24 protein-coding genes are annotated in these 24,909 nt (G+C 28.5%); 8 read left to right on the forward strand and 16 right to left on the reverse strand.

Annotated features, from left to right (window positions below; translation table 11 throughout):
* Positions 1–63: 63 nt before the first annotated feature.
* A complete protein-coding gene (locus PHEL85_RS08175) occupies positions 64–1,572 on the forward strand; it encodes a GH3 auxin-responsive promoter family protein (RefSeq protein ID WP_036823757.1) in 1,509 nt (502 codons plus the stop codon).
* A gap of 156 nt (positions 1,573–1,728) precedes the next feature.
* On the forward strand, positions 1,729–3,570 hold the full coding sequence (locus PHEL85_RS08180; protein ID WP_036823760.1) for a DUF4139 domain-containing protein: 1,842 nt from the start codon (positions 1,729–1,731) through the stop codon (positions 3,568–3,570).
* On the opposite strand, the gene PHEL85_RS08185 is transcribed toward PHEL85_RS08180, so the two are convergent.
* The 9 genes from PHEL85_RS08185 to PHEL85_RS08225 form a co-directional block, all read right to left on the reverse strand.
* A complete protein-coding gene (locus tag PHEL85_RS08185; RefSeq protein ID WP_036823763.1) occupies positions 3,567–4,544 on the reverse strand; it encodes a polyprenyl synthetase family protein in 978 nt (325 codons plus the stop codon). The two genes, PHEL85_RS08180 and PHEL85_RS08185, sit on opposite strands and share 4 nt — an antisense overlap.
* A 44-nt stretch (positions 4,545–4,588) precedes the next feature.
* The gene (rlmN, locus tag PHEL85_RS08190; RefSeq protein WP_036823765.1) at positions 4,589–5,626 is read right to left on the reverse strand and encodes a 23S rRNA (adenine(2503)-C(2))-methyltransferase RlmN; all 1,038 of its coding nucleotides are present in this window, start codon (positions 5,624–5,626) and stop codon (positions 4,589–4,591) included.
* 378 nt (positions 5,627–6,004) lie between these two features.
* Positions 6,005–7,054 carry a tRNA preQ1(34) S-adenosylmethionine ribosyltransferase-isomerase QueA gene (gene queA / locus PHEL85_RS08195; protein WP_036823766.1) on the reverse strand — a complete coding sequence of 350 codons (1,050 nt, stop codon included), beginning with the start codon at positions 7,052–7,054 and terminating at the stop codon, positions 6,005–6,007.
* Between the two features lie 73 nt (positions 7,055–7,127).
* Positions 7,128–8,357 (reverse strand): 3-phosphoshikimate 1-carboxyvinyltransferase, encoded by a 1,230-nt coding sequence (locus PHEL85_RS08200; RefSeq protein ID WP_036823768.1) that lies wholly within the window; start codon positions 8,355–8,357, stop codon positions 7,128–7,130.
* Positions 8,358–8,467: 110 nt separating this feature from the next.
* The gene (locus PHEL85_RS08205) at positions 8,468–9,169 is read right to left on the reverse strand and encodes a crotonase/enoyl-CoA hydratase family protein (RefSeq protein WP_036823773.1); all 702 of its coding nucleotides are present in this window, start codon (positions 9,167–9,169) and stop codon (positions 8,468–8,470) included.
* 9 nt (positions 9,170–9,178) lie between these two features.
* Positions 9,179–9,550, reverse strand: a complete 372-nt coding sequence (gene crcB, locus PHEL85_RS08210) for a fluoride efflux transporter CrcB (protein WP_036823777.1) — start codon at positions 9,548–9,550, stop codon at positions 9,179–9,181.
* On the reverse strand, positions 9,550–10,512 hold the full coding sequence (locus PHEL85_RS08215) for a MauE/DoxX family redox-associated membrane protein (RefSeq protein WP_036823780.1): 963 nt from the start codon (positions 10,510–10,512) through the stop codon (positions 9,550–9,552). The genes crcB and PHEL85_RS08215 overlap by 1 nt, the downstream gene beginning before the upstream one ends.
* The gene (locus tag PHEL85_RS08220; RefSeq protein ID WP_036823781.1) at positions 10,509–11,150 is read right to left on the reverse strand and encodes a hypothetical protein; all 642 of its coding nucleotides are present in this window, start codon (positions 11,148–11,150) and stop codon (positions 10,509–10,511) included. Before PHEL85_RS08220 ends, PHEL85_RS08215 begins: the two co-directional genes overlap by 4 nt.
* Before the next feature lie 130 nt (positions 11,151–11,280).
* Positions 11,281–11,814: a DUF1599 domain-containing protein gene (locus PHEL85_RS08225; protein WP_036823783.1), complete on the reverse strand. Its 534-nt coding sequence runs from the start codon at positions 11,812–11,814 to the stop codon at positions 11,281–11,283.
* Positions 11,815–11,897: 83 nt separating this feature from the next.
* On the opposite strand from PHEL85_RS08225, the gene PHEL85_RS08230 reads away from it, so the two are divergent.
* The 4 genes from PHEL85_RS08230 (at position 11,898) to cdaA (ending at position 15,008) form a co-directional block, all read left to right on the forward strand.
* A complete protein-coding gene (locus PHEL85_RS08230) occupies positions 11,898–12,479 on the forward strand; it encodes a TIGR00730 family Rossman fold protein (RefSeq protein ID WP_036823787.1) in 582 nt (193 codons plus the stop codon).
* On the forward strand, positions 12,480–13,304 hold the full coding sequence (folP, locus tag PHEL85_RS08235) for a dihydropteroate synthase (protein ID WP_036823789.1): 825 nt from the start codon (positions 12,480–12,482) through the stop codon (positions 13,302–13,304).
* A gap of 269 nt (positions 13,305–13,573) precedes the next feature.
* The gene (locus PHEL85_RS08240; protein WP_036823792.1) at positions 13,574–14,179 is read left to right on the forward strand and encodes a biopolymer transporter ExbD; all 606 of its coding nucleotides are present in this window, start codon (positions 13,574–13,576) and stop codon (positions 14,177–14,179) included.
* A 52-nt stretch (positions 14,180–14,231) separates the two neighbouring features.
* Positions 14,232–15,008 (forward strand): diadenylate cyclase CdaA, encoded by a 777-nt coding sequence (gene cdaA / locus PHEL85_RS08245; protein ID WP_036823795.1) that lies wholly within the window; start codon positions 14,232–14,234, stop codon positions 15,006–15,008.
* 78 nt (positions 15,009–15,086) lie between these two features.
* Here cdaA and PHEL85_RS08250 read toward each other — a convergent pair whose 3' ends face one another.
* The 3 genes from PHEL85_RS08250 to truA form a co-directional block, all read right to left on the reverse strand.
* Entirely contained in the window at positions 15,087–15,554 is a 468-nt protein-coding gene (locus PHEL85_RS08250; protein ID WP_036823796.1) for a hypothetical protein, read from the reverse strand.
* Positions 15,555–15,671: 117 nt separating this feature from the next.
* A complete protein-coding gene (locus PHEL85_RS08255) occupies positions 15,672–17,438 on the reverse strand; it encodes an ABC transporter ATP-binding protein (protein WP_036823797.1) in 1,767 nt (588 codons plus the stop codon).
* A 3-nt stretch (positions 17,439–17,441) separates the two neighbouring features.
* Entirely contained in the window at positions 17,442–18,167 is a 726-nt protein-coding gene (gene truA / locus PHEL85_RS08260; RefSeq protein WP_036823798.1) for a tRNA pseudouridine(38-40) synthase TruA, read from the reverse strand.
* Positions 18,168–18,267: 100 nt separating this feature from the next.
* Between truA and PHEL85_RS08265 the strand changes: the two genes are divergently transcribed.
* Positions 18,268–18,765 (forward strand): metallophosphoesterase family protein, encoded by a 498-nt coding sequence (locus PHEL85_RS08265; protein ID WP_036823813.1) that lies wholly within the window; start codon positions 18,268–18,270, stop codon positions 18,763–18,765.
* Here the strand turns inward: PHEL85_RS08265 and PHEL85_RS08270 are convergent.
* From PHEL85_RS08270 to PHEL85_RS08285, 4 genes are all read right to left on the reverse strand, one after another.
* Positions 18,752–20,548, reverse strand: coding sequence for a tetratricopeptide repeat-containing sensor histidine kinase (locus PHEL85_RS08270; RefSeq protein ID WP_235318251.1), 1,797 nt, complete (start codon positions 20,546–20,548; stop codon positions 18,752–18,754). The two genes, PHEL85_RS08265 and PHEL85_RS08270, sit on opposite strands and share 14 nt — an antisense overlap.
* A 24-nt stretch (positions 20,549–20,572) precedes the next feature.
* Complete coding sequence (locus PHEL85_RS08275) at positions 20,573–21,247, reverse strand: hypothetical protein (protein ID WP_036823817.1); 675 nt, start codon at positions 21,245–21,247, stop codon at positions 20,573–20,575.
* A gap of 203 nt (positions 21,248–21,450) precedes the next feature.
* The gene (locus PHEL85_RS08280; protein ID WP_036823819.1) at positions 21,451–22,116 is read right to left on the reverse strand and encodes a response regulator transcription factor; all 666 of its coding nucleotides are present in this window, start codon (positions 22,114–22,116) and stop codon (positions 21,451–21,453) included.
* A 280-nt stretch (positions 22,117–22,396) separates the two neighbouring features.
* Positions 22,397–22,828 carry a DUF4293 domain-containing protein gene (locus PHEL85_RS08285; RefSeq protein ID WP_036823822.1) on the reverse strand — a complete coding sequence of 144 codons (432 nt, stop codon included), beginning with the start codon at positions 22,826–22,828 and terminating at the stop codon, positions 22,397–22,399.
* A gap of 196 nt (positions 22,829–23,024) precedes the next feature.
* Between PHEL85_RS08285 and rho the strand changes: the two genes are divergently transcribed.
* Positions 23,025–24,731 (forward strand): transcription termination factor Rho, encoded by a 1,707-nt coding sequence (gene rho / locus PHEL85_RS08290; protein ID WP_036823825.1) that lies wholly within the window; start codon positions 23,025–23,027, stop codon positions 24,729–24,731.
* Positions 24,732–24,909 lie beyond the last annotated feature (178 nt).

The raw sequence follows: 24,909 nt of genomic DNA on the forward strand, positions 1-24,909 counted from the left end.
TTAATATTCCATTCTAAAGGTATCTTCATTTTAGAATCGAACTAAACAAACTTACGAATTTCTATGGCGTTTCAAATTATCAATTCTATAATTTCTTGGTTTTTAAAGAAACGAAAACATCAAATAGAATTGTTTTTAAAATACCCAATTGATGTACAAAATGAATTGCTTTTAAAATTACTAAACACTGCTAAAAACACTGAATTTGGTTTAAAAAATGGGTTTTCATCCATAAAAAAATATGAAGATTTTACAAATAATGTTCCTATTCAGAAATACGAAACTTTCGAACCTTTAATAGAACGTTGTAGAAAAGGTGAGCAAAATTTGTTCTGGCCAACAGATATAAAATGGTTTGCAAAAAGTAGCGGAACCACCAATGCAAAAAGTAAGTTTATACCTGTTTCTGATGAATCTTTAGAATATTGCCACATGAAAGCCGGTAAAGATATGCTGTGTTTATACATAAATAATAATGAAGAAACTCAGCTGTTTACAGGGAAAGGTTTAAAGTTAGGTGGTAGTTCAGAAATTTACAAAGACAACAATTCTTACTTCGGAGATTTATCTGCAATTATTACAGAAAATTTGCCTTTTTGGGCAGATTTTAGTTCTGCTCCGAGTCAAGAAACGGCATTATTGGCTGAATGGGAAACTAAAATGGAAGCAATTATTGATGAAACTATTGATGAAGATATTACTAGTTTAGTTGGTGTACCAAGTTGGATGTTGGTTTTATTAAACCGTGTTTTAGAAAGAACAGGAAAAGATAATATTTTAGAAGTTTGGCCAAATTTAGAAGTCTACTTTCATGGAGGTGTAAACTTTAATCCATATAGAGAACAGTACAAAAAATTGATTCCGAAAAAAGGTTTTAAATATTATGAAACTTATAATGCTTCAGAAGGATTTTTTGCTATTCAAGATAGAAATGATTCTAAAGAATTATTATTAATGTTAGATTACGGAATTTTCTATGAGTTTATTCCGATGTCAGATTATAAAGGAGAAAGTTCTAAAACAATTACTTTATCTGATGTTAAAAAAGGAATTGATTATGCATTAATAACTACCACAAATGGAGGTTTGTGGCGTTATTTAATTGGTGATACTATTCGATTTACATCTTTAGAGCCTTATAGAATTAAAATTACCGGAAGAACCAAACATTATATAAATGTATTTGGAGAAGAATTAAATATTGAGAATGTTGAAGATGCTTTAAAATTATCTTCTGAAAAGACAAATGCTGCTATAATGGATTATACTGTGGGACCTATTTTTATGAAGGATAAAAAAAGTGGTGGACATGAATGGATTATAGAATTTAGTAAAAAACCCGATAACATGGACTATTTTACAGAAATTCTAGACAATGCTTTAAAGTCTATCAACTCTGATTATGAAGCAAAACGTTACAATTCTTTAACTTTAGCAATGCCAAAAATACATGTAGCCAAAGATGGTTTATTTTATAGCTGGCTAAAGAAAAAAGGGAAACTTGGTGGGCAACATAAAATACCAAGATTATCTAATAAAAGAGAGTTTGTTGAGGAATTACTAGAATTGTAACACTAAATCTTGCGTTCTACAACGTAATCAATAATTTTAAGCAATGATTTTTTATATTCAAGTTCAATAAAAACAAATTAATTATATTTCTTTTTTTTGGTTTTGTTGATATTTTTGCTGAATTGAAATACTTATATTTGAAAGAAAACATTTTCTATGAAAAAAATAGCATTTATAATCTTTGTAATTCTACTAACATTTACTATACAATCTCAAGAAAAAGAGTTAAAATCTATAGTAAATTCTGCTACAGTATTTTTAAATAGTGCTCAAGTAACCCGAAATAAAAATGTGCAATTAGAAAAAGGTACTCAAGTTTTAAAATTTGTAGATTTATCTCCTTTTATCGATAAAAAAAGTATTCAAATTCAAGCTAAAGACCTTGAAATTCAAGCTGTAAGTTTTCAAAAAAACTATATTAAAGAGAGCAAAAAAAGCAGTGAACAACTGTTATTAGAAAATAAACTTGAAGTAATTAATAATTCTATTAACTTAGAAAATATAAGCTTAGAAACCGCACAAGAAGAGATAGAATTCTTAAAGAGTAATAGAAGTATTAAAGGCAATCAAACTATAACTGTTGCTGCTTTAAGAGAAACATCTAAGTTTTATAGTAGCCAAATAAAAGCTTCTAAAACTAAAGAATTAAAGATTAAAAACAAACGTCAAAAGCTTCTAAACGAAAAAACTACAGTAACAAAACAATTAAATGATCTAACAGGTAAAAAAAGGTATGCTTCTGGTGAAATTTCAATAAAAGTAAAATCAAATACAATCAAGAAAGTTAACTTAAAGCTTACTTACAACATATCTAATGTTAGTTGGTTCCCTTCATATGACGTTAGGGTTTCTGATATTAATTCTCCTTTAACATTAGTATATAAAGCTAATTTAAAACAAAATTCAAAAGTAGATTGGAAAAATGTAAAACTTCGCTTTTCTTCTGCAAACCCAAGTAACTCAACAAAAGCAGGAAAAATAATTCCTTATTTTTTAAATTATGGTTCAAGACCACCCTATTATGGAGGAACTATAGATGAAGTAACTGGTTATGTTACAGATGGCAACGAACCCTTACCTGGAGCGAATGTAATTGTAAAAGGAACTACAATTGGAACCTCGACAGATTTTGAAGGAAAATATTCTATTAAAATTCCAGAAAATAGTAAGCAATTAGAATTTTCTTATTTAGGTTACAAACCAATGATTAAAAGAATTACTACCAACACAATAAACGCTATTATGCAAGAGGATAATACTAGTTTAGATGAAATTGTAGTTGTTGGCTATGGTAGAACAAAAAAGAAGACTATAAAATCAGCAAAAGCAAAAGAATACAGAATGGCTGTTTCTAAAGTTTCAGCAGTACCAACTCAAGAAATTATAGATCAAACTTCTTTTAGTTTTGAAATTATAGAACCATATACTGTAAAATCGAGTAACAAGGATTTTGTTGTTACTATGAAAGTATTTAACTCTAATGCAAACTACACTTATTACTCAGTTCCTAAAATAGAGGAGAATGCTTTTTTATTAGCTTCCATAAGTAATTGGGAGCAATTTAATTTACTAGAAGGTGAAGCAAATATTTATTTTGAAAACACTTTTATTGGGAGTTCACTGATTGACCCAAGAACAATTAAAAATTCTTTACCTATTTCTTTAGGAATGGACAAAAATGTTTCTGTGAAAAGAATTAAATCGAAAAAATTTACCACAAAACAATTTATAAGTACCAAAAAAGAAGAAACAAGAGCTTGGGACATTATTATTAAAAATAATAAAACTCAAAATATAAAAATAATTGTTTTAGACCAAATACCTATTTCATCAAATGAAGAAATAAAGGTTACTTTGGGAGAATTATTTAATGGTAAATTAAATAAAAATAATGGTGAAGTTAAATGGGAGTTTATTTTACCATCAAAAGCTGTTAAAAATATTAAATTGAAATATACTGTTAAGTATCCTAAAAATAGAAATTTGATTATTGACTAAATTTTGCGTTCTACAACATAATCTATCATGGTTAATAGAGAACTTTTGTATTTAGATTCTGGGTAATTTTCTAAGATTGCTATTGCTTTATTTTTGTAATCATTCATTTGGATAATTGTGTATTCTAATCCTCCATTTTCTTTTACAAAAGCAATCACTTCTTTTACTCTTTTTTTATCTTTATTATGCTTTTTGATAGAATTAATCAACCAAGATTTTTCTTTTTTAGAACAATTGTTTAGAGTATAAATTAAAGGCAACGTCATTTTTTGTTCTTTGATATCAATTCCTGTAGGTTTTCCAATTTTTTCATCAGAGTAATCAAACAAATCATCTTTAATTTGAAAAGCAATACCAATGTATTCTCCAAATTTTCGCATTTGCTGAACTGTATCATTATTTGCACCAACAGAAGCTGCTCCAATACCACAACATGCAGCAATTAAAGTGGCTGTTTTTTTACGAATAATATCAAAATATATTGCTTCTGTAATGTCTAATTTTCTAGCTTTTTCTATCTGTAATAATTCGCCTTCACTCATTTCACGAACAGCAATAGAAATCAATTTTAGCAAATCAAAATCTTCATTATCTATGGATAATAATAACCCTTTAGACAATAAAAAATCGCCCACTAAAACTGCAATTTTATTTTTCCAGAGTGCATTTACAGAGAAAAAACCTCTACGTCTGTTGCTTTCATCTACAACATCATCATGTACTAAAGTTGCGGTATGAATTAATTCTACAACAGAAGCTCCTCTATAAGTTCTTTCATCAAAACCACCATCAGAAACCATTTTTGCAACCAAAAAAACAAACATTGGTCGCATTTGTTTTCCTTTTCTACGAACAATGTAATAGGTTATTCTGTTTAAAAGCGGAACTTTAGACAACATAGAATCTTTGAATTTCTTCTCAAAGAGCTCCATCTCATTACTTATGGGAAGTTTTATAAGTTCTACTGGCTTCATTTATGTTGAACTAATTTTGGATATCAAAAGTAATAAATAATTCCTTAAGATTTATTAGCTAATTGCCCACAAGCTGCATCAATATCTTTACCTCTACTTCTTCTTACATTTATAGTGATATCGTGCATTTCTAAATTAGAAATATAATTATTTATTGCAGATGAACTTGCTTGTTGAAACTCACCATCATCAATAGGGTTGTATTCTATTAAATTAACTTTACAAGGCACAGCTTTACAAAAATCTACTAAGGCTTTTATATCTTCCTTTTTATCATTAATTCCATTCCAAACAATATATTCATACGTAATTGCACGCTGTGTTTTTTCGTACCAATATTCTAAAGATTCTTTTAAATCTTGTAACGGAAAAGTGGTGTTAAATGGCATAATTGAGGTTCTAACCTCATCGATTGCAGAGTGTAATGAAACTGCTAAATTAAATTTAGCATCTTCATCTGCCATCATTTTTATCATTTTTGGCACACCAGAAGTAGAAACTGTTATTCTTTTTGATGACATGCCTAAACCTTCTGGAGATGTAATTTTTTCTATAGATTTCATTACGTTTTTGTAATTCATCAAAGGTTCTCCCATTCCCATAAAAACAATATTTGTTAATTTACGGTTATGATATAATCTACTTTGTTTATCTATAACAACTACTTGATCGTAAATTTCATCTGGATTTAAATTACGCATTCTCTTTAAACGTGCAGTTGCACAGAACTTACAATCTAAACTACAACCCACTTGACTAGAAACACAGGCTGTTGTTCTTTTTTCTGTAGGAATTAAAACAGATTCTACAATTAATCCATCATGTAATTTAATTCCGTTTTTAATAGTCCCATCTTTACTTTTTTGCATAGAATCTACTTTGATATGGTTGATAACAAAGTTTGCTTCTAACATTTCTCTTGTTTGTTTAGAAATGTTTGTCATGTCTTCGAAAGTATGTAAAGACTTGCTCCAAAGCCATTCATAAACCTGATTTCCTCTAAAAGCTTTATCGCCATTTTCTACAAAAAAATCGCGTAATTGTTCTTTAGTTAAGGCTCTAATGTCTTTCTTTTTAATCAAGTTTTCTAGTTTTATAAATGGAATTGCAAAAATACGTATATAATTTTAGCTTATTGCTATTGTTTGCAAATTGGCTGCGTTAGCGATTACTCATACTTTAATATTTTTATTGAAATCGTGAATGCTTCGCATTTGAAGTGGCATCCTTTTTAAATGGTTTTTAGAAATGTGTCATTGCGAGGAATGAAGTAATCTGTTTATCTAAAAGAGATTGCCATATAAAGCAGAAAAAGCTTTATTCACAATGATAAATTTAAAAAGATATAACGGAAAGCCGAGACCTTGGTCCTGAATGCCTTCAGGATAAAGGAACGCCAAAAAACAAAAAAACTGACAATTATAAATTGCCAGTTTCTAATTTTATATTCTTGATATATATTATATAATTAACATAGCATCTCCATAAGTAGAGAATCTATATCCTTCTTTAATTGCTACTTGATATGCTTCCATTACAAAATCGTAACCTCCAAAAGCGGCTGCTTGCATTAATAATGTAGATTTTGGCGTATGAAAATTTGTTATCATTGCTGTTGCGATGTTAAAATCGTGAGGTGGAAAAATAAATTTATTTGTCCAACCTGTAAATCCGTTTAATTCACCTTTAGATGAAACTGAAGATTCTATAGTTCTCATTACTGTTGTACCAACAGCACACACTTTTCTTTTTTCTTTTTTCGCTTTATTAATTTTAGCTGCAGTTGCATCTGAAATAATAATTTGCTCAGAATCCATTTTATGCTTAGATAAATCTTCTACTTCTACAGGACTAAATGTACCTAAACCAACATGTAATGTAGTTTCTGCAAACTCAACTCCTTTAATTTCTAAACGCTTAATTAGGTGTTTAGAAAAATGTAAACCAGCAGTTGGTGCTGCAACAGCTCCTTCATGCTTTGCATAAATAGTTTGGTAACGTTCATCATCTATTTCTTCTACGTCTCTACCTATTGATTTTGGTAATGGAGTTTGACCAAGCTCTAATAATTTTGCTCTAAACTCATCATAAGGTCCATCAAATAAGAAACGTAAAGTTCTTCCTCTAGATGTTGTATTGTCTATAACCTCTGCTACTAAACTATCGTCTTCACCAAAAAATAATTTATTACCGATTCTTATTTTTCTTGCTGGATCTACTAAAACATCCCACAATCTATTTTCTGCATTTAATTCTCTTAACAAGAAAACTTCTATTCTAGCTCCTGTTTTTTCTTTGTTACCAAACATTCTTGCAGGAAAAACTTTGGTATTATTCAACATCATAACATCACCTTCATCGAAGTAGTTTATAACGTCTTTAAATAACTTATGTTCTATTGTTTGTTCTTTTCTGTTCAATACCATTAAACGAGATTCATCTCTATGTTCAGCAGGATAAGTTGCTAACAATTCTTCTGGTAATTCAAATTCAAAGTGCGATAATTTCATATGTATATTTGCTTATAAAGAGCGCAAAGATACGATATCGGAATAGGCGTTGTCAAGTGTTTGGCGGTTTAATTTACAGTTTATCTATTTTAATACCAATTTGTTGCATGTCTTCCCAAAATTTTTGGAAAGATTTTGTAACTACTTCTGCATTTAAAATATTGATAGGAACCTTAAAAGCCAAAGGTGCAAAAGCCATTGCCATTCTATGATCATTATAGGTTTTTATAGAAATATTTGAGTTTATTTTTGATGAAACTTCTAAGTGTAAACTCTTTTCTGTTACTGCAATATTTGCTCCTAAGTTAGATAATTCATCATGTAAAGCAACCAATCTATCTGTTTCTTTAATTTTTAAAGTATGTAAACCTGTTAAGTTACAAGCTACTCTTTCTGCAAAACATGTTACAGCAATTGTTTGTGCAATATCTGGCGCATTTTTTAAGTCGATTTCTAATGTTTCTTTTTTAGTTTCACTAACTTTTTTTAAGGTGATACTATTTTTACCAAAAGTAGTTTCTACTCCAAAATGTTGGTAAATTTCTGCTAAACAAGAATCTCCTTGTAAACTTTCTTCTTTATATGCAGATAAAGTAATTTCTGAACCTATTTCTGCCAAAGCAGCAATTGAATAAAAATAACTTGCAGAAGACCAATCTGACTCTACAACCACAATTTGATTTTCTATTGATTTTTTTGGAAGAACTTTTATAATATTTTCTTCAAAACTAGTTTCAATTCCTAATTGATTCAACAAACTTAAAGTCATGTTTATATAAGGAACAGAAGTAATTTTACCAATCAATTCTATTTCTAAACCGTTTTCTAATTTTGAAGCTATTAATAATAATGAAGAAATATACTGACTACTAACATTTCCATTAATTTGTACTTTATCTGTAGTAATATTTGTTCCTTTAATTCTAATTGGAGGATACCCAACTTTATCTTCATAAGAAATATTGGCTCCTAAATCTTCTAAAGCATTTACTAAGATTTCTATAGGTCTATTTTGCATTCTGTCAGATCCTGTTAAAACAACTTCTCTACCTTCTTTTACAGCAAAATAGGAAGTTAAAAATCGCATTGCTGTACCTGCATGACCAATATCTACCGTTTCTTTATCAGTAGAAAGTGCATGTTGCATGTGTACAGAATCGTCTGAATCTGATAAATTTTCTATAGAAAGCTCTGGAAATAAGTTTTGAAGAATCAACAATCTATTCGATTCACTTTTAGAACCTGAGATTGTAATTTTCTCTTTTATCTTTTTATTCTCAACAACATTTAACAATATATCCATTTCCTAAAATCTATAAATTGGTTTTTTTTACAAAGTGCCAAAGTTAATGCTCAAAAAAACGCAAACAAAGTTTCTGAGCAAGAATTAAGTGTAAAAATTTGATGCTTTTTTTAAGAATTAATAGAAATATCGCTCAGTAAATCTAATTCAATTGCCTTTTCTAAATCTAGCAGATGCTGTTTTCGAACTTTTAGTTTGGTTGTAGCATGTGCTTTTTTATTGAGTTTAGAAAACATACCGGCTACTTTAATTGCTGTTGGCAACAAATGATTTTCTGGAACAACTAAGTCTAAAAAACCAGCTTTTACCGCATCTTTTGGGTTATAGATTTCTGCGTTATTTACACTTCTATTTAAATACACTTCAGACAAACGTGCTTTAGCAATGGTAATTCCTGCATGGTGCATTGTCATACCAATCATTACTTCATTTAAACCAATTTTAAAATCTCCTTCTACGCCAATTCTATAATCAGAAGACAATAATAAAAAAGCGCCTTTTGCAATGGCATGACCAGAACAAGCTACAATAATTGGTTGCGAAAGAGACAACATTCTGTGTGATATTTGAGAACCTTTTATCACTAATTCTTTAGCAGATTCAGGTGATTCTGTCATCACTTTTAAATCGAAACCTGCAGAAAAAATTCCAGTTTGTCCTGTAAGAATTACAACTTTATTTTCTTTTTCAGCTTTACCTAAACTTATGTTTAACCCATCAATTACTTCATGAGAAATAGCGTTTGCTTTTCCGTTGTTAATTGTAATAATTGCATAATTTTCTTCTGATTGATAAGTAACAAATTCGTTCATAATATAATATTAAATAAATTTTACTAAATACATTCCTGCAAAAACGGCTAAAAACCCAACTACAAAACTAGCAATTGTATAAAATGCAAAAGTGGTAAAGTCTCCAGATTTTAAAAATACATGATTTTCATATGCAAAGGTTGAAAAAGTAGTAAAACCGCCACAAAAACCTGTTGCTAAAAGTAATGTATGATTCTGTGAAATTGCTTCATTTTTGGCTGCATAACCTAAAATAACTCCTATTAGAAGACTTCCTAAAATATTGGCAGCAAAAGTTCCATAAGGAATTCCGTTTTCGGTATTATTTAACCATTTTCCAACTATGTAACGTAAAATACTACCAAAACCTCCGCCAATAAAAACAAATACTAATTGCTTCATTATAATATTATTTCATCAACATCAATCCAGTTTTTCTTTTGTGTAACTGTTCCTTTATCAAGAATGATAACTCCAGGATTTGCTCTAATGACTGTTTTCAAAGTAGTTTCATCACAGAATAAAAAATCGAAAGGTAAATTGTGTTTTTCTTTGGCTAAAATTAAATCATCTGTAAAAGAAGCAGAAACTCCATAAACAGTATATCCTTTTTCTTTCGCTTTTGTAGTTATATTTTTAATTGCTGGAAATCCGTTTTTATCAACTTTTTCCAAATTATAGATGATAACTAGCATTACTTTTTCTTTCTTTAAAAGTATTGGAGCTAAATCTGATTGCGCATCTTCTAACATAAAATCGTGAACTGGAGGAATACTTCCATCTTCTGGAAACTCCATTCCTTTTTCTAAATTCTTACCAATTGCATAAGCTCTAAAATCGATAATTGGCAAATGAGTTAATACATGTTGCACAATAAACATAAAAATCCCTAAAGAGAGAAATGTAATTAACTTCGGAATTTTGCCTCCAAAAAGAGGTTTAATATGTTTTACACCTATAACTAAAATGATAATAAATGCAATTAAATAGATGTTCTTATAAAAAGTACCCCAAGTAGATAATTTTACGGCATCGCCAAAACAACCACAATCTGTAACTTTATTATAATAAGCAGAATACCAAGTTAAAAACAAGAATACAAGCGTTAATAAAAACAAACTCCAAACTGTTGTTTTAGGTTTGTAACCGATTAAAATCATAACACCTAACAAGATTTCTGCTACTATTAAAATAATTGAAAATATTAAAGCATAAGGAATTAAAAACTCCATATTTAAAACACCTTCTGCAAAGTATTCTTCAAATTTATATTGAGAACCTATTGGATCTACCAATTTTACAAAGCCTGAAAAAATAAATAAGGCTCCTACTATAATTCTTGAAATGTGGACTAGTATTTTCATAATTGTTTTTTTCTACTATTATAATTGTGCATTTTATCATTTATAGTTAAGTAATAAATTGCAAAAAATAATCTTCTTTTTATTCCTTTAAATTCTTTCATTTCAAATTGATAAAATGCTGCTGATTGAACTCCAAAAGAAATCTCATTAGACAGACTAAACATTTTATAAAAGTCTCTAAATAAAACATCTTGATTTTTTAAACTCTTTAGAAATAACATATATTTTCCAAATAAATTTAAATCATAAGCTTTTTCAAGAATTGATTTTTCCATACCTAATCCCTTATAAAAATTTCTATGCACCCAAATTTCTTTAAAAAAAGCAGTGTCAATTTTCGAATACACTTCCTCTTGAAGTTTGTAATTTAAAGGAATTTTAAACCCTTTTATTTCATTAATGCATTCTTCAATGATATTTTTATTGAATTCAAAATAAGCCTCGTCTTTAGGCTTACTTTTATCTAAACGAATTTCACTATCAAAAAAATCGACAATTTTAGCTAAATCTTTTAATTCATTATCTGAAAAATAATCAGACATTAATTCGTCTGCTTTCATTTCTTTATAAGTTGCTGATTCTTGTTTAGAACAACCAATTAAAAGTAGAATTAATATTAAGGAAATTAACTTTTTCATAAATTTATATTTTAAAAGCTTCTCGATACAAATTTATTCGTTTCTCATAAATTCACTCGAAGTGACAGTATTTTTTACTTTTTTAAATGCTACTTTGAAACTTTGCGACGCTGTAAATTTAAAACTCTTTTTATCCCAAATGAATCATCGCAAAAACAGCATAATTAATCATGTCTTGGTAATTTGCATCAATTCCTTCAGAAACAATTGTTTTTCCTTTATTATCTTCAATCTGTTTTACACGTAATAACTTCTGTAAAATTAAATCTGTTAAACTAGAAACACGCATATCTCTCCATGCTTCACCATAATCGTGATTTTTATTCATCATTAATTCTTTTGTAATCTTGATGTGTTTATCATATAAAACAGTTGCTTCTTCTGTATTTAAATCTGGATTTTCTACAACACCATTTTCTAACTGAATTAACGCCATAATAGAATAATTAATGATTCCTATAAACTCAGATTTTTCTCCTTCATCTACTTTTCTTACCTCATTTTCTTGTAATTGACGAATTCTTGTGGCCTTAATAAAAATCTGATCTGTTAACGATGGCAAGCGTAGAATTCTCCACGCAGAACCGTAATCAGACATTTTTTTAATAAATAAACTTCTACATTCATCTATAACTGCATCGTATTGTTTTGAGGTATCTTGCATTTGTATAAAAAAGTATTTCTTCAAATGTAGTAAATCTTCAAAGCATTTCATTTATTTTTACCATGAATTTATCAACTATAAATATGAAAAGAATTGTTGTTTTTTGTGGTTCAAGCCTTGGCTTTAATTCTATCTACAAAGAAGCTGCTACAGAACTAGGAAATTATTTTGCGAATCACAAAATCGGTTTAGTTTATGGAGGTGGAAAAATTGGAATGATGGGTATTCTTGCAGATACAATTCTAGAACATAATGGTGAAGTTATTGGTGTCATTCCTAAATTGTTAGAAAAGGAAGAAGTTGTTCATTCTAGAGTTGAAGAAATGATTGTTTGCAAAAAAATGAGCGAACGTAAAGTAATCATGAGCAAATTAATTAATGGCTATATTACACTTCCTGGAGGTTTTGGAACCTTAGATGAACTTTTTGAAGCATTAACTTTAAACCAATTACATATAGAACAAAAACCAGTTGGACTGTTAAATGTAAATGGATTTTTTGATGCCGTTTTATTACAATTAGACAAAATGGTTGAAGAAGGATATTTAAAACCAACCAATAGAAAAATGCTTATTGTTGGTACTTCTGTAAACGATTTAATGGAAAAAATGAACAATTACAAAGCACCAAAAATAGATCATGTAATTAATAAAGTAGTAAGTTAAATGACAATAAATTGCAAAGGTACTTTAGTCGATTTAACATCACCAAAAGTGATGGGAATTTTAAATATTACGCCAGATTCTTTTTTTGATGGTGGAAAATATAAAAACGAAGCAGACATTCTTTCTCAAGTTGAAAAAATGCTTCTTAATGGCGCAACTTTTATAGATGTTGGCGCCTATTCTTCTAGACCTGGTGCAAAACACATTTCTGAAGAAGAAGAACTCAACAGAATTGTACCTGTAATTAATTTATTAGTCGACAATTTTCCAGAAATCATTATTTCCGTAGATACTTTTAGAAGTAAAGTTGCCCAAGAAACTATAAACGCTGGCGCAGCAATTGTAAATGATATTTCTGGCGGAAAAATGGATGACAATATGTTTGAGACTGTTGCTAATTTGCAAGTTCCTTATATTTTAATGCACATGTTGGGTACGCCTCAAAACATGCAAAAAAAACCTATTTACAATGATGTTTGTAAAGAAATAATTTCTTTTTTCGCAGCACAGATTCATAAATTACACCAACTAAAACTCAATGATATTGTTATTGATGTTGGTTTCGGTTTTGGAAAAACCATCGATCATAATTTCGAAATTCTAAAGAATTTATCGCTTTTCAAAAATTTAGACTCACCTATTTTAGCAGGAATTTCGCGTAAATCTATGTTGTATAAAACGCTAGATATTTCTGCCCAAGAAGCTTTAAATGCAACCACTTCTGCAAACACTATTGCACTTTTAAACGGTGCAAATATATTACGTGTTCATGATGTAAAAGAAGCTGTTGAGACTGTAAAAATTGTAAATCAAATTTCTTTTTAGAAGCTATTTCCTGCTTTCCACTATATCTTTTTTCTGCTATTCTCGATACAAATTTGTTCATTCTTCTCAAATTCACTCGAACTGACAGAAAAAAGGATGCCGTTTCAATCAGGGCTAAACTTGTTGGCAAACTTTATTGAACAGAAACTTGGCACGTTGTTTGTTAAAATTATGTTAACGTCAAAAACTCATCTAGTCAAACTTTAATAAACTTTCGAAACATTTTTCGAAAGAAAACTCAATTTATTAACTTTTAAAAACTAGAAATTATGAGTAGAAAAGAATCACCAGAAATTAATGCTGGATCAATGGCAGACATCGCATTTTTATTATTAATCTTTTTCTTAGTTACCACAACTATGAGTGTAGACTCAGGAATTGCAAGTAAAATTCCGCAGAAACAAGAAAATCCTCCAGAAATAGATATTAATGAAAGAAATATTCTAGAAGTTAATATCAATAAAAACAATGCACTTTTTGTAGACGGAAAAACAATTCAACTTAAAGAATTAAAACAAATTGCCATTAATTTTATAGATAATGGTGGTGGTTTAGATATCAACAGAACTCCTTGTAATTGGTGCACTGGTTTGCAATTAAAAACATCTTCAGATCATCCAACAAAAGCAATTATATCAATTAAAACAGATAGATTAACAAATTACGAAACCTATCTATCAACTTTAGATATTCTAAATTCTTCTTACACTCATTTAAGAAATAAGTTATCGGTAAAATTATTCAATAAAAATTATGAGAGTTTATTAGAAGAATATAAAAAATCTAATAAAAGCGATCAAAAACTACAAGAAAAAATAAAACTGATTAGAGAAAAATATCCACTTTTAATATCTGATGCAGAAATTAATAACTGATATTGTAATGAGCAAATTTATTAGTACTTTAGCCTAAAATCAGTCAATTTTCATGTTCGATTTTATTGAGTTTTCTTTGTTAGATGTTTTAGACATTTTATTAGTGGCAACACTACTCTATTACATTTACAAACTATTAAAAGGTACTGTTGCTATAAATATTGTAATTGGTATTGCCATGGTTTTTGTTATTTGGAAAATAACAGAAGCGTTAAAAATGGAAATGCTAAGTGGAATTTTAGGGACACTTTTAGGTGGTGGAGTTGTTGCTTTAATCATTGTTTTTCAGCAAGAAATAAGAAAGTTCTTGTTAATGATTGGAACTACTAACTTTACCAATAAGCGTAGCTTTTTAAAGCAATTAAAATTTTTACAAACAGAAATAAGTTCAGAAATAGATTCTGAAGTAATATTAGACGCTTGTAAAAAATTATCAAAAACAAAAACAGGTGCATTAATTGTTATAGAGCGTACAAATGCTTTAGACTTTTTAATAAATACTGGCGATAGTATGAATGCTTTGGTTAATGAAGCTATTTTAGAAAGTATTTTTTATAAAAATAGCCCCTTACATGATGGAGCATTAATTATTAGAGATAATTATATTGTAGCGACTAGAGTTGTTTTACCAATTTCTGATAGCACTAAAATTCCTGCTAGATTTGGCTTAAGACACAGGGCTGCAATTGGAGTTTCTGAAAAAACAGACGCAGTATGCTTGTTAGTTTCAGAAGAAACAGGGGAAATTTCCTATATAAAAGACGGAAGCTTTGAACTCTACTCAGATTATAATGAACTCAATGAAAAACTTAAAAAAGACTTAATTTAATATTAATTCTATTAAAAATTGACATAAAAAAAGGTTCTCAAAATTGAGAACCTTTTTTATTTATATCAAATAGTTTCCTTATTTAGAAGGAGCCATTTTAGCTTGAATAGCAGATAATACACTTTTGTATTTTGCTAAATCTTTAGCATCTAATTTAGAAGCTAATTCTTTTCCTTTTGCTAATAAAGCAGCTCCTTTAGGTGCCAATGCAGAAATCTTACCTAAATTACCATTTGCAGCAATATAGTCTTTTGCATAAGCAGCATAATCCGTTAAGTTTTTTGTTACAGCTTCGTTTGCGAAAGCAGGAATAGAAACTCCTTCTAATGCAGAACTTACCATTTCAGAAGCTTTATCCACTACTGCACCTGCTGCATCTTTTGCTCCATCTGCAACTGCTCCTGCAGCATCAGTTGTTGCATCAGCAGCTTTACCAGCTGTTTCTACTGTTGCATCTTTTAAATCAGTAGCTCCTTTTTTTACTTCTTTACAAGACGTTGCTAATAAAGAACCTGCAATTAATACAGATAATACGATTTTTTTCATTTTATTGATTTGTTTTTAGATTGAGCTGTAAATTTACCAAAATTAATACTATAACAACTATAAATAATAGACGAAATAACATATAAAACAGGTAGACTAACAAAAATAATAGACAAGCTAAGAAGCAACATCTAAACTAAATTGTTTGTCGTATAAATTTTTGTAATAACCCTCTTCTTTTTCTAACAATTCAATATGAGTCCCTTCTTCAACAATAAGACCTTTATCCATCACAATAATTTTATCTGCTTGTTTAATAGTTGCTAATCGATGTGCAATTACTATTGAAGTTCTTCCTTTTGTAATTGTTTCTGTAGCATATTGTATCATTTGTTCTGCATGTGAATCTACAGAAGAAGTAGCTTCATCTAAAATTAAAATACTTGGTTTACTAACATAAGCTCTTAAAAAAGCAATTAACTGTCTTTGACCTGAAGATAACATTGCTCCACGTTCTTTTACATTATATTGATAATCTCCAGGTAGTGTCATTATAAAATCATGAATACCAATTTGTTTTGCAGCTTTTTTAACTTCTGCTAAAGTGATATTTTCATCTTTTAAAGTGATGTTATTTAAAATTGAATCCGAAAACAAAAAAACATCTTGTAAAACAACAGCAACTTGGTTTCGTAAACTTTCTAAATCGTACTTATCAATAGAAACATCATCAACACAAATGGTTCCACTATCAATTTCATAAAAACGGTTTATTAAATTGATGATTGTAGATTTACCAGCACCTGTTGCTCCAACAATTGCAACTGTTTGTCCACTTTTTACATCTAAAGAAATCCCTTTTAAAACTTCTTCATCTTTTATATAACTGAATCTTACATCTTTAAAATTGATATCTCCTTTTAACTTTTCAGCTTTTAACGTTCCGTTTTTAACAATGCTACTTTCTGTATCAATTATCTTAAAAACTCTTTCTCCAGATACAATCCCCATTTGTAATTGGTTAAATTTATCTGCAATCTGACGTAAAGGTCTAAATAACATTTGTGCCATTTGTACAAATGCCATTACTGTTCCTGGACCAGCAACTTCTCCTCCAATAATTTGTTTACTACCAAACCAAACAATTAAACCAATACCAATTGATGATAATATTTCTGCAATAGGAAAGAAAATGGAGAAGTACCAAATCGTTTTTATATATGCTTGTTTGTGTTTGTTATTGATATCCTTAAAATTCTTATACTCTATTTTTTCTCTGTTAAAGAGTTGCACTATTTTCATTCCTGTAACTCTTTCTTGTACAAAACCATTTAAATTTGCTACTTGATTTCTTACTTCTTGAAAAGTAGCTTTTATCGCTTGTTGAAAAACCCTTGTAGCGTAAATTAAAATTGGTAATACAGCCAATGCTATTAAGGCTAATTTCCACTTCATATAAAACATTAAAGCTGCAATAGCGAACATTTGTAGAATATCACTTACAATTGTAAAAACACCTGTGCTAAAAAAAGCAGCAATAGTTTCTATATCAGAAACAACTCTTGTAACTAATTTACCAACAGAGTTTTTATCAAAATAAGACATTTTAAACTGTAAAATATGTCTAAATATTTTTGCTCTAATATCTCTAATAATATGTTGCCCAACCCAGTTTGCGTAATAAATAAATAAAAAACGAAGCAATACTTCTAAAAGCACTACTCCAAACATTAAAACAACGTTATTTATAAGACCTTGAGAATCTTTATCTGTAATATATTTATCTACAGTTTCTTTAATTAAATAAGGATTTAATAATGACACTAAAGCCAATAAAATAGTGGATGCAGTAGCTATAAAAAAGTTTAGCTTATAGCGTTTTGCAAAAGACATAAGTCTAATAAAAATCTGTAAATCAAAAGCTTTTCCTGTTTTATCTGCCAAAACCTAATATTTTATCTTTGTTAAAAATAATCCTTTTGCTGGAACCGACAATCCTGCATTACTTCTACTTTTACTTTCAATAATTTTTCTAAACTCGTCTTTGGTAATTTTCCCTAATCCAACATCAACCAAAGTGCCAACTATGGCTCTCACCATATTTCTTAAAAAACGATTTGCTGAAATGTAAAAAATGAGTTCATCTCCTTCATGTTTCCAAACTGCTTCAGAAACATCACAATTATAAGTATACACATCTGTTTTTACTTTAGAAAAAGTTTGAAAATCTGTATATTCTAATAATAATTTTGCTGCGTCATTCATTAAATCAATATTTAAATTCTGTGAATGAATTTGCCAAGAAAAATCTAATAAAAAAGGATTTCTACCCAACCAAATTTTATATTCGTAACTTCTACTAACTGCATTAAATCGCGCGTGTTTTTCATCATTAACAGCAAAAACATTGTATACAACAATATCTGATGGCAAAAGAGAATTTAATTTATGAGGAATATCTCCGTTTAATTCTTTATCCAAATCAAAATGAGCAAACATTTGTGATGCATGCACACCTGTATCTGTTCTACCAGCTCCAACAACTTCGATTTTATTTTGAAAAATTGTACTAACTGCTTTGTTTAATTTTTCTTGTACAGAAATAACATCGGGTTGAATTTGCCAACCATGATAATTTGTTCCTTTATAAGAAAGTTCTATAAAATACCTCAAGAAGTTTTGTTTTTTGTAGTCTTCAAAATTACGGAAATTATTTTGTTATGATTACATTTGAAGCTAATAGAGACGTTAAACTTTTCTTACTATTTTTTTCATGAAGAAAATCTTATTATTATCTGATACTCATAGTTTTATTGATGACCAAATTTTAAAGTTTGTAAAACAAGCTGATGAAGTTTGGCATGCAGGAGATATTGGAAATTTAGAAGTTACAGATGCTATAAAAAAGCTAAAACCTTTACGTGCTGTTTTTGGTAATATTGATGGATCTGATGCAAGATCAGAATTTCCTTTAGACGCAAAGTTTGAAGTAGAAAAGGTTCCAGTTTGGATGACACATATTGGGGGGTATCCTAATAACTATTATCAAAGAATTCGTGAAGAAATAAAATTAAATCCTCCTAAAATATTCATTTCTGGACATTCTCATATATTAAAAGTACAATATGATAAGAAACTAAATTTATTGCATTTAAACCCTGGAGCTGCAGGAAATCATGGATTTCATAAGGTAAGAACGATGTTGCGTTTTGAGTTAGATAATAGTGAAATAAAAAATATGGAAATTATAGAACTTTCTAAACGAGGATAGCTTCTTCTTTCTCTAAAATTGGTAATACAACTTTAATAACAGTACCAATCTTTTTACTAGATTCTATCCGAAACTCTCCATACATCATTTGTATTCTTGCTTCAATTTGATTTAAACCCAAACCATCTTTATTTGTTATTAAGGTTTTATCAAATCCAATACCATCGTCTGAAATACTTAAAGATAATTTACCATTAATTTCATCCAATTTAATCATAGCATTTTTTGCTTTACTATGCTTTAAAATATTGTTTACAAACTCTTGAGTAATATTATAAACCTTTATTTCAAAGTTTTGATGATACCTTCTAGTTTCTCCAATATTTGTTTCAATATTAATTTGAGAATTAGAGTATTTATCAGCCATATCTTTGATAGCAAATTTTAATCCAAATTTTAATAAAACTGAAGAAACCAACGTGTGAGATAAATCTCTAATTTTTTGAGAAGCTTCTGTTATAATTTCTTGAGTTTTATCAATTTCTATTGGTGTTTTTCCATTAAATTGAGTTCTAGTAGCTTGCAAGTGTAAATTTGCAGAAGATAAAAGTGCACTAACACTATCATGTAAAGTTTCTGCTATTTGTTTTCTTTCAGACTCTTTACCATCTATCGTTGCATTTAAAATTCTTACCTGAGATTCTGATCTTATTTTTTCTATATTTTGATTTTGAATCAATTCTGATTGAGAAAGTTGAAGCCCTAAATTCTTTTGTTTCAGTTTATAATAATTTAGCCAAAATAATAACGAAAGTATAATTACAAAAGAAATAATACCAACAACCAAAAAAATTCTTTGATCCTTAAGGCGTTTGTTTTCTTCTTCTTTTAATAATAAATTTTTTTTAACATCAAAATTGTGCCTAGCATTAACATCAGCAATCATTTTTCTTAACTCTTTATCTCTTAAACTATCTTTAATATTGTAAGATAATTCTTGATAATCGTAGGCCTTGTAATCTTTTAGTATATATAAGTTATAAGCTAAATTATAATAAAGTTTTTCTCTAACTTTTAAAGCCTCTTTAGTATTTATGTTTCTAATTAAATCTATTGCTTGAAAATAAGTTGCTTGAGCATCATTATAATTTCCTTCTAACAAATAAATACTAGATAAGTTACTTAATGACCCAGCCTCTTTTACTCGTTTATTCAGTTTTTTATAAATTTTAATCGATTTCAAAGCAAAATCTTTGGCTTTATCATAAATACTATCATTCATGTAAATACCAGAAATATTATTATATGCTTTTGATTTTACTTCTAAATTTTTTTTATTAAATGTATTAATTTTATCAACTTGTTTATAATAATATAAAGCACTATCTCTAAAAGATTCATTTTTTTCAAGAAAACTTAATCTATAAAAAGAATTTCCATATTTAAGCAAACTTTCTGACTTTATATAATTTTCATCAAAAAGATATTTAACTTTTTCATCTAAAAAATTACCTTCCTTTTTGAAAAACTTTAAAGTATTTCTATAGAATTTTAAAGCATTATAGTTACTTTTCGTATCAAAATAGATGTTAGCTATTAAATAATTCAACAATATGGTCTCATTTAAAGAATTATTTTTTTCAAGAGTTTTCAAAGCTAATCTTAATGATTTAACATAATCTTTTTTCTCATATAAAGATAAAGCCTTTGTGTATTCATTGGATAAAGAATCTTTTTTTTGTACAAAAAAAGAAGCTGTATTAAATACAGCTTCTCCTTTTATTTTATAACAATAAAAGCTTATTAATATACACAAAGACAGTAACAAAAGTTTCTCCTTCAAAATACCTATATATTTAAATAATATTTATTGAATTATTACTGCTGGTTTTCCAGTGTTGTCAGATTTAATTGATGACCTAGCCTGAGCTTTGTTATCATGATTAATAAAGTATATTTTTAAAAGTTCACCATTTGTTTTTTCAAAAACTCTAGAAAAACTTGTTTCTGATGTTTTCCCTTCTTCTAAATGAATTTCATAAACCTTTTCATCTTCATTGTATACAAAATCTACAGTTACTTTATTTTTAACTATAAAGTCTAGAGTATATGTTCCATCTTCATTTCCTGTAACTCCATATTCTGATAACATTTTATTACTATCTGTATCTTTTGCAAAAACAATATTATCATCTATAATAGTTATTTTAGGCTGTTTATCTGAGTTCGTATCAACAAACCCTACTTTTAATTGTTCTCCGTCAATTGTTAATTCTTGAGACCTTCTTCTACTTGTCTGCTTATCTGACGAATATAAGTATATATTATTAGTGTTTGTACTTTCATCAACAACATTTTCTACTTGTGCATCGCTGTTTAAATTATAATCTAAAGAATATGCTCCATTGGCATCTCTTTTAATAGTATATGTTTTTAATAAATCTAAAGATTGTTCTTCTGGCAATAATGTTTCATTTGTTGAACAAGAAGAGAATACTAATGTTAACGACGCTAATAATGCAAATAAGTTAAAATTTTTCATAATGGGGAACTGTTGTTTAAATAATAATTTGTTTGGGTTATTTAGGGGTGGTTATTTTGGTTTATAATATTTTTATTTAAATTAGTAAGGTTAGTAATGTATACAACAAATAGTTTCTGAGGGTTTAACTATAAAAAGCCTTCTAGGGGACGATTTTTTAACAAATCTAAAGCTTCCTTATAGTTTTTTTTTGGGGATAGGAACTATACTATTTTGTTTTTTACTGCATACATTGCTAATCCTACTGCATTTTTTACATTTAATTTTTTTAATAAACTCTTTCTATACGTTTCAACTGTATTTGTACTAAGATTCATTAAATCAGCCATTTCTATTGTACTGTACTCCTTAGTAATTAACTTTAAAACATCTAGTTCTCTTTCTGTTAAACTATCTAACAAGAACTTGTCTGGCATTTCTCCTTGCGGTACCATTTGACCTGATAAGGATTTTAGTAACATACTTTGAATATCTGTACTAAAATATTGTTCTCCTTGTGCAACAGCTTTTATAGCATTTACTATATGCTCTCCAGCGTTGTTTTTAGAGATATAACCTTTACAACCAAGACTTAAAACTTCTTGAACAATTTTAAGATCATCATAACTAGATAATATAATAACTTTTTGGTCTATTTTTTTCTTCTTAAAATGCTTTAAGACTTGAAAACCATCTAAAACTGGCATTGTAATATCTAATATTAAAACATCAGCAGAGTTTTCTTTATTGTCAAACCAATCAATTACTTCTTGTCCTGTTAAAGAATATCCTTTAATCTCAATCTCTTTATCAGTATTTATTACAGCTATAATCCCTTCTATTAATATTTTATGATCATCAGCTACGTGAACGTATATTTTTTCTTTCATTTTTACTTTACAAATTTAGAGTACATATAAAGATTGTACAACCCCCATTTTCAGTGAAATTTTCTTCTCACTGTTTTCAGTGAGTTCCTTCACTGAAAACAGTGATAAAAATTTATTAAAATACTGATATATAGCACCTTAATAAACAGAATTCTGTACATTATAGTTGCTTAAAAATACAAAAATTATATTGATTTTATTTTTAAACGAAAAAAAATAGAAATAAAAAACCGAGAAACAAATTCTCGGTTTTTTTTCGCACTAAATAAATATGATAGGTTTATCGTAATCTATCTACAGATTTTACGAGATCTTCATCCTTTTTAATAGCTTTATTTGCCAAAACAATAAGCAAAATAACTAAAATTGGTAAGAACATCCCAATACCTTTCTCCGAAATCGAAACTTCTCCAGGTAAAGTTAGAGACACATAAATCAATAATCCTAATAAAAAGAGATTGATCAAAATTATTAAACGCCCTACTACAAATTGTAACTGTCTCTTTTTAAACAAAAAAATTGTTATTAGAGATACCATAGCAGAAAGTAAAAACAACATTGGAATTACTTTTAAAAGAAAATAATCTCTTGAAAATAAATCCAAAGCAAAAATTTCTCCTTTAAGATTTTCCCATAAATCGAATACAAATATCAAACCTCCAGAAACTGCGGTTGCTAATAATAAATATATACTTTGTATTCTTTGAATCATCTTAAAAAATAGGTTTACAAAAGTAGAACTTTCTTTTTTAAAAAGAAAACCTAAAACTTAAAAAAAATGTATATATTTGTAATATAATAACCGCACATTAAAAATTGTATAGCACTATATACAATACATAAAATCTAAAAATATTATAATTAATCTTACATAATTAAGATTTACATTTTAACTTAACATATAAAGAATGTTCGAAATCTCTGAACTAAAAGCAAAAACGCTTGCTGATTTACAGGTAATTGCAAAATCTATTGGTCTAACAAAGACAAGTCAACTTAAAAAACTAGATTTAGTGTATCAAATATTAGATACACAGGCTGCAAACCCTACAAAAGTTTCTAAATCTTCAGAAACTGAAGTAAAACAAAAAACTGAAAAGCCTAAAAGAAAACGAGTTTCTAAACCTTCTGCACCTGCTAAAGCAGCAAGTGAAATTGCAATAACAGAAAAAGCAATAGAAGAACCTAGGCAAGAAAAAAAACCACAACAAAAACCAATTGCTAAAAAACCTAATCCTAGGAAAGTTGTGCATAAAGAAGCTGAAGTAAAAACAGAAGTTGCTACTGAAACAAATAAAGAAAAGGCAGTTGAAAAAGTTGAAAAGCAAGAGCTAAAACCTGTTGCCAATAACCAAAACAAACCTCAACAAAACAAGCCTCAGCATAAAAATCAACAGAATCAAAACAAAAACAAAAACCAGAATCAAAATAGAGATAAAAAACCTCAAGTAAGTAGAGGTAATAAATCAAACAATAGATATAGAGATCCTGATTTTGAATTTGATGGAATTATTGAAAGTGAAGGTGTATTAGAAATGATGCCTGATGGCTATGGCTTTTTACGTTCTTCTGATTATAATTATTTATCATCTCCAGATGATATTTATGTATCACAATCTCAAATTAAATTATTTGGTTTAAAAACTGGAGATACCGTTAGAGGAAATGTACGTCCACCAAAAGAAGGTGAAAAATATTTTCCTTTAATTAGAGTATCAAAAATAAACGGATTAAACCCTAACATTGTTAGAGATAGAGTTTCTTTTGAGCATTTAACTCCACTTTTTCCACAAGAAAAATTTAATCTAGCAGAAAAAGGAAGTTCTTTATCAACAAGAATTATCGATTTGTTTTCTCCTTTAGGAAAAGGACAACGTGGTATGATTGTAGCACAACCTAAAACTGGTAAAACAATGCTTTTAAAGGATGTTGCAAATGCTATTGCAGCAAATCACCCAGAAGTATATCAAATTGTTTTACTAATAGACGAACGCCCTGAAGAGGTTACAGACATGAAACGTAATGTTCGTGGAGAAGTTGTAGCTTCAACTTTTGATGAACCTGCAGACAAACACGTAAAAGTAGCAAACATTGTTTTAGAAAAAGCAAAACGCTTGGTAGAGTGTGGACACGATGTTGTTATTCTTTTAGATTCAATTACACGTTTGGCTAGAGCATACAATACAGTTGCTCCAGCATCAGGAAAAATACTTTCTGGTGGTATCGATGCCAATGCATTACATAAACCAAAACGTTTCTTTGGAGCTGCAAGAAACATAGAAAACGGTGGTTCGTTAACCATTATTGCTACAGCTCTTACAGAAACAGGTTCTAAAATGGACGAAGTTATCTTCGAAGAGTTTAAAGGAACAGGTAACATGGAACTTCAATTAGATAGAAATATTTCTAACAGAAGAATTTACCCAGCTATCGATTTAATTAAATCTTCTACAAGACGTGATGATTTATTATTAGACGCAAAAACTGTACAAAGAATGTGGGTTTTACGTAAGTATCTTGCAGACATGAATCCTATAGAAGCAATGGAATTTATCAATGAAAGAATTAAATTCTCTAAAAACAATGACGAGTTTTTAATCTCTATGAATGGTTAGAAATAACCTATAGATTTTAAAACAAAAATTTATACAAAACCTTTTTGAGAAATCAAGAAGGTTTTTTTATTGGAAGCTATTTCCTGCTTTCACTACTCGCTTTTTTTATCCTAAAAAAGAATAAAAAAGAGCTCAAACAAACCGTTCAATCAGGGCTAAACTAACTTGCAATTGGCAA

Source organism: Polaribacter sp. Hel1_85, from assembly GCF_000766795.1.
Lineage (GTDB): Bacteria > Bacteroidota > Bacteroidia > Flavobacteriales > Flavobacteriaceae > Polaribacter.

What these genes read in the sequence shown, in the direction of transcription:
- PHEL85_RS08175 (WP_036823757.1), top strand. Translation starts at nt 64, where the DNA reads ATGGCGTTTCAAATTATCAATTCTATAATTTCTTGGTTTTTAAAGAAA.
- PHEL85_RS08185 (WP_036823763.1), bottom strand. Translation starts at nt 4,544, where the DNA reads ATGAAGCCAGTAGAACTTATAAAACTTCCCATAAGTAATGAGATGGAG.
- PHEL85_RS08265 (WP_036823813.1), top strand. Translation starts at nt 18,268, where the DNA reads ATGAAGAAAATCTTATTATTATCTGATACTCATAGTTTTATTGATGAC.
- PHEL85_RS08285 (WP_036823822.1), bottom strand. Translation starts at nt 22,828, where the DNA reads ATGATTCAAAGAATACAAAGTATATATTTATTATTAGCAACCGCAGTT.
- PHEL85_RS08250 (WP_036823796.1), bottom strand. Translation starts at nt 15,554, where the DNA reads ATGAAAAAAATCGTATTATCTGTATTAATTGCAGGTTCTTTATTAGCA.
- PHEL85_RS08220 (WP_036823781.1), bottom strand. Translation starts at nt 11,150, where the DNA reads ATGAAAAAGTTAATTTCCTTAATATTAATTCTACTTTTAATTGGTTGT.
- folP (WP_036823789.1), top strand. Translation starts at nt 12,480, where the DNA reads ATGACAATAAATTGCAAAGGTACTTTAGTCGATTTAACATCACCAAAA.
- PHEL85_RS08200 (WP_036823768.1), bottom strand. Translation starts at nt 8,357, where the DNA reads ATGGATATATTGTTAAATGTTGTTGAGAATAAAAAGATAAAAGAGAAA.
- PHEL85_RS08230 (WP_036823787.1), top strand. Translation starts at nt 11,898, where the DNA reads ATGAAAAGAATTGTTGTTTTTTGTGGTTCAAGCCTTGGCTTTAATTCT.
- PHEL85_RS08180 (WP_036823760.1), top strand. Translation starts at nt 1,729, where the DNA reads ATGAAAAAAATAGCATTTATAATCTTTGTAATTCTACTAACATTTACT.
- PHEL85_RS08215 (WP_036823780.1), bottom strand. Translation starts at nt 10,512, where the DNA reads ATGAAAATACTAGTCCACATTTCAAGAATTATAGTAGGAGCCTTATTT.
- PHEL85_RS08280 (WP_036823819.1), bottom strand. Translation starts at nt 22,116, where the DNA reads ATGAAAGAAAAAATATACGTTCACGTAGCTGATGATCATAAAATATTA.
- PHEL85_RS08205 (WP_036823773.1), bottom strand. Translation starts at nt 9,169, where the DNA reads ATGAACGAATTTGTTACTTATCAATCAGAAGAAAATTATGCAATTATT.
- queA (WP_036823766.1), bottom strand. Translation starts at nt 7,054, where the DNA reads ATGAAATTATCGCACTTTGAATTTGAATTACCAGAAGAATTGTTAGCA.
- PHEL85_RS08240 (WP_036823792.1), top strand. Translation starts at nt 13,574, where the DNA reads ATGAGTAGAAAAGAATCACCAGAAATTAATGCTGGATCAATGGCAGAC.
- rho (WP_036823825.1), top strand. Translation starts at nt 23,025, where the DNA reads ATGTTCGAAATCTCTGAACTAAAAGCAAAAACGCTTGCTGATTTACAG.
- crcB (WP_036823777.1), bottom strand. Translation starts at nt 9,550, where the DNA reads ATGAAGCAATTAGTATTTGTTTTTATTGGCGGAGGTTTTGGTAGTATT.
- PHEL85_RS08275 (WP_036823817.1), bottom strand. Translation starts at nt 21,247, where the DNA reads ATGAAAAATTTTAACTTATTTGCATTATTAGCGTCGTTAACATTAGTA.
- PHEL85_RS08225 (WP_036823783.1), bottom strand. Translation starts at nt 11,814, where the DNA reads ATGCAAGATACCTCAAAACAATACGATGCAGTTATAGATGAATGTAGA.
- cdaA (WP_036823795.1), top strand. Translation starts at nt 14,232, where the DNA reads ATGTTCGATTTTATTGAGTTTTCTTTGTTAGATGTTTTAGACATTTTA.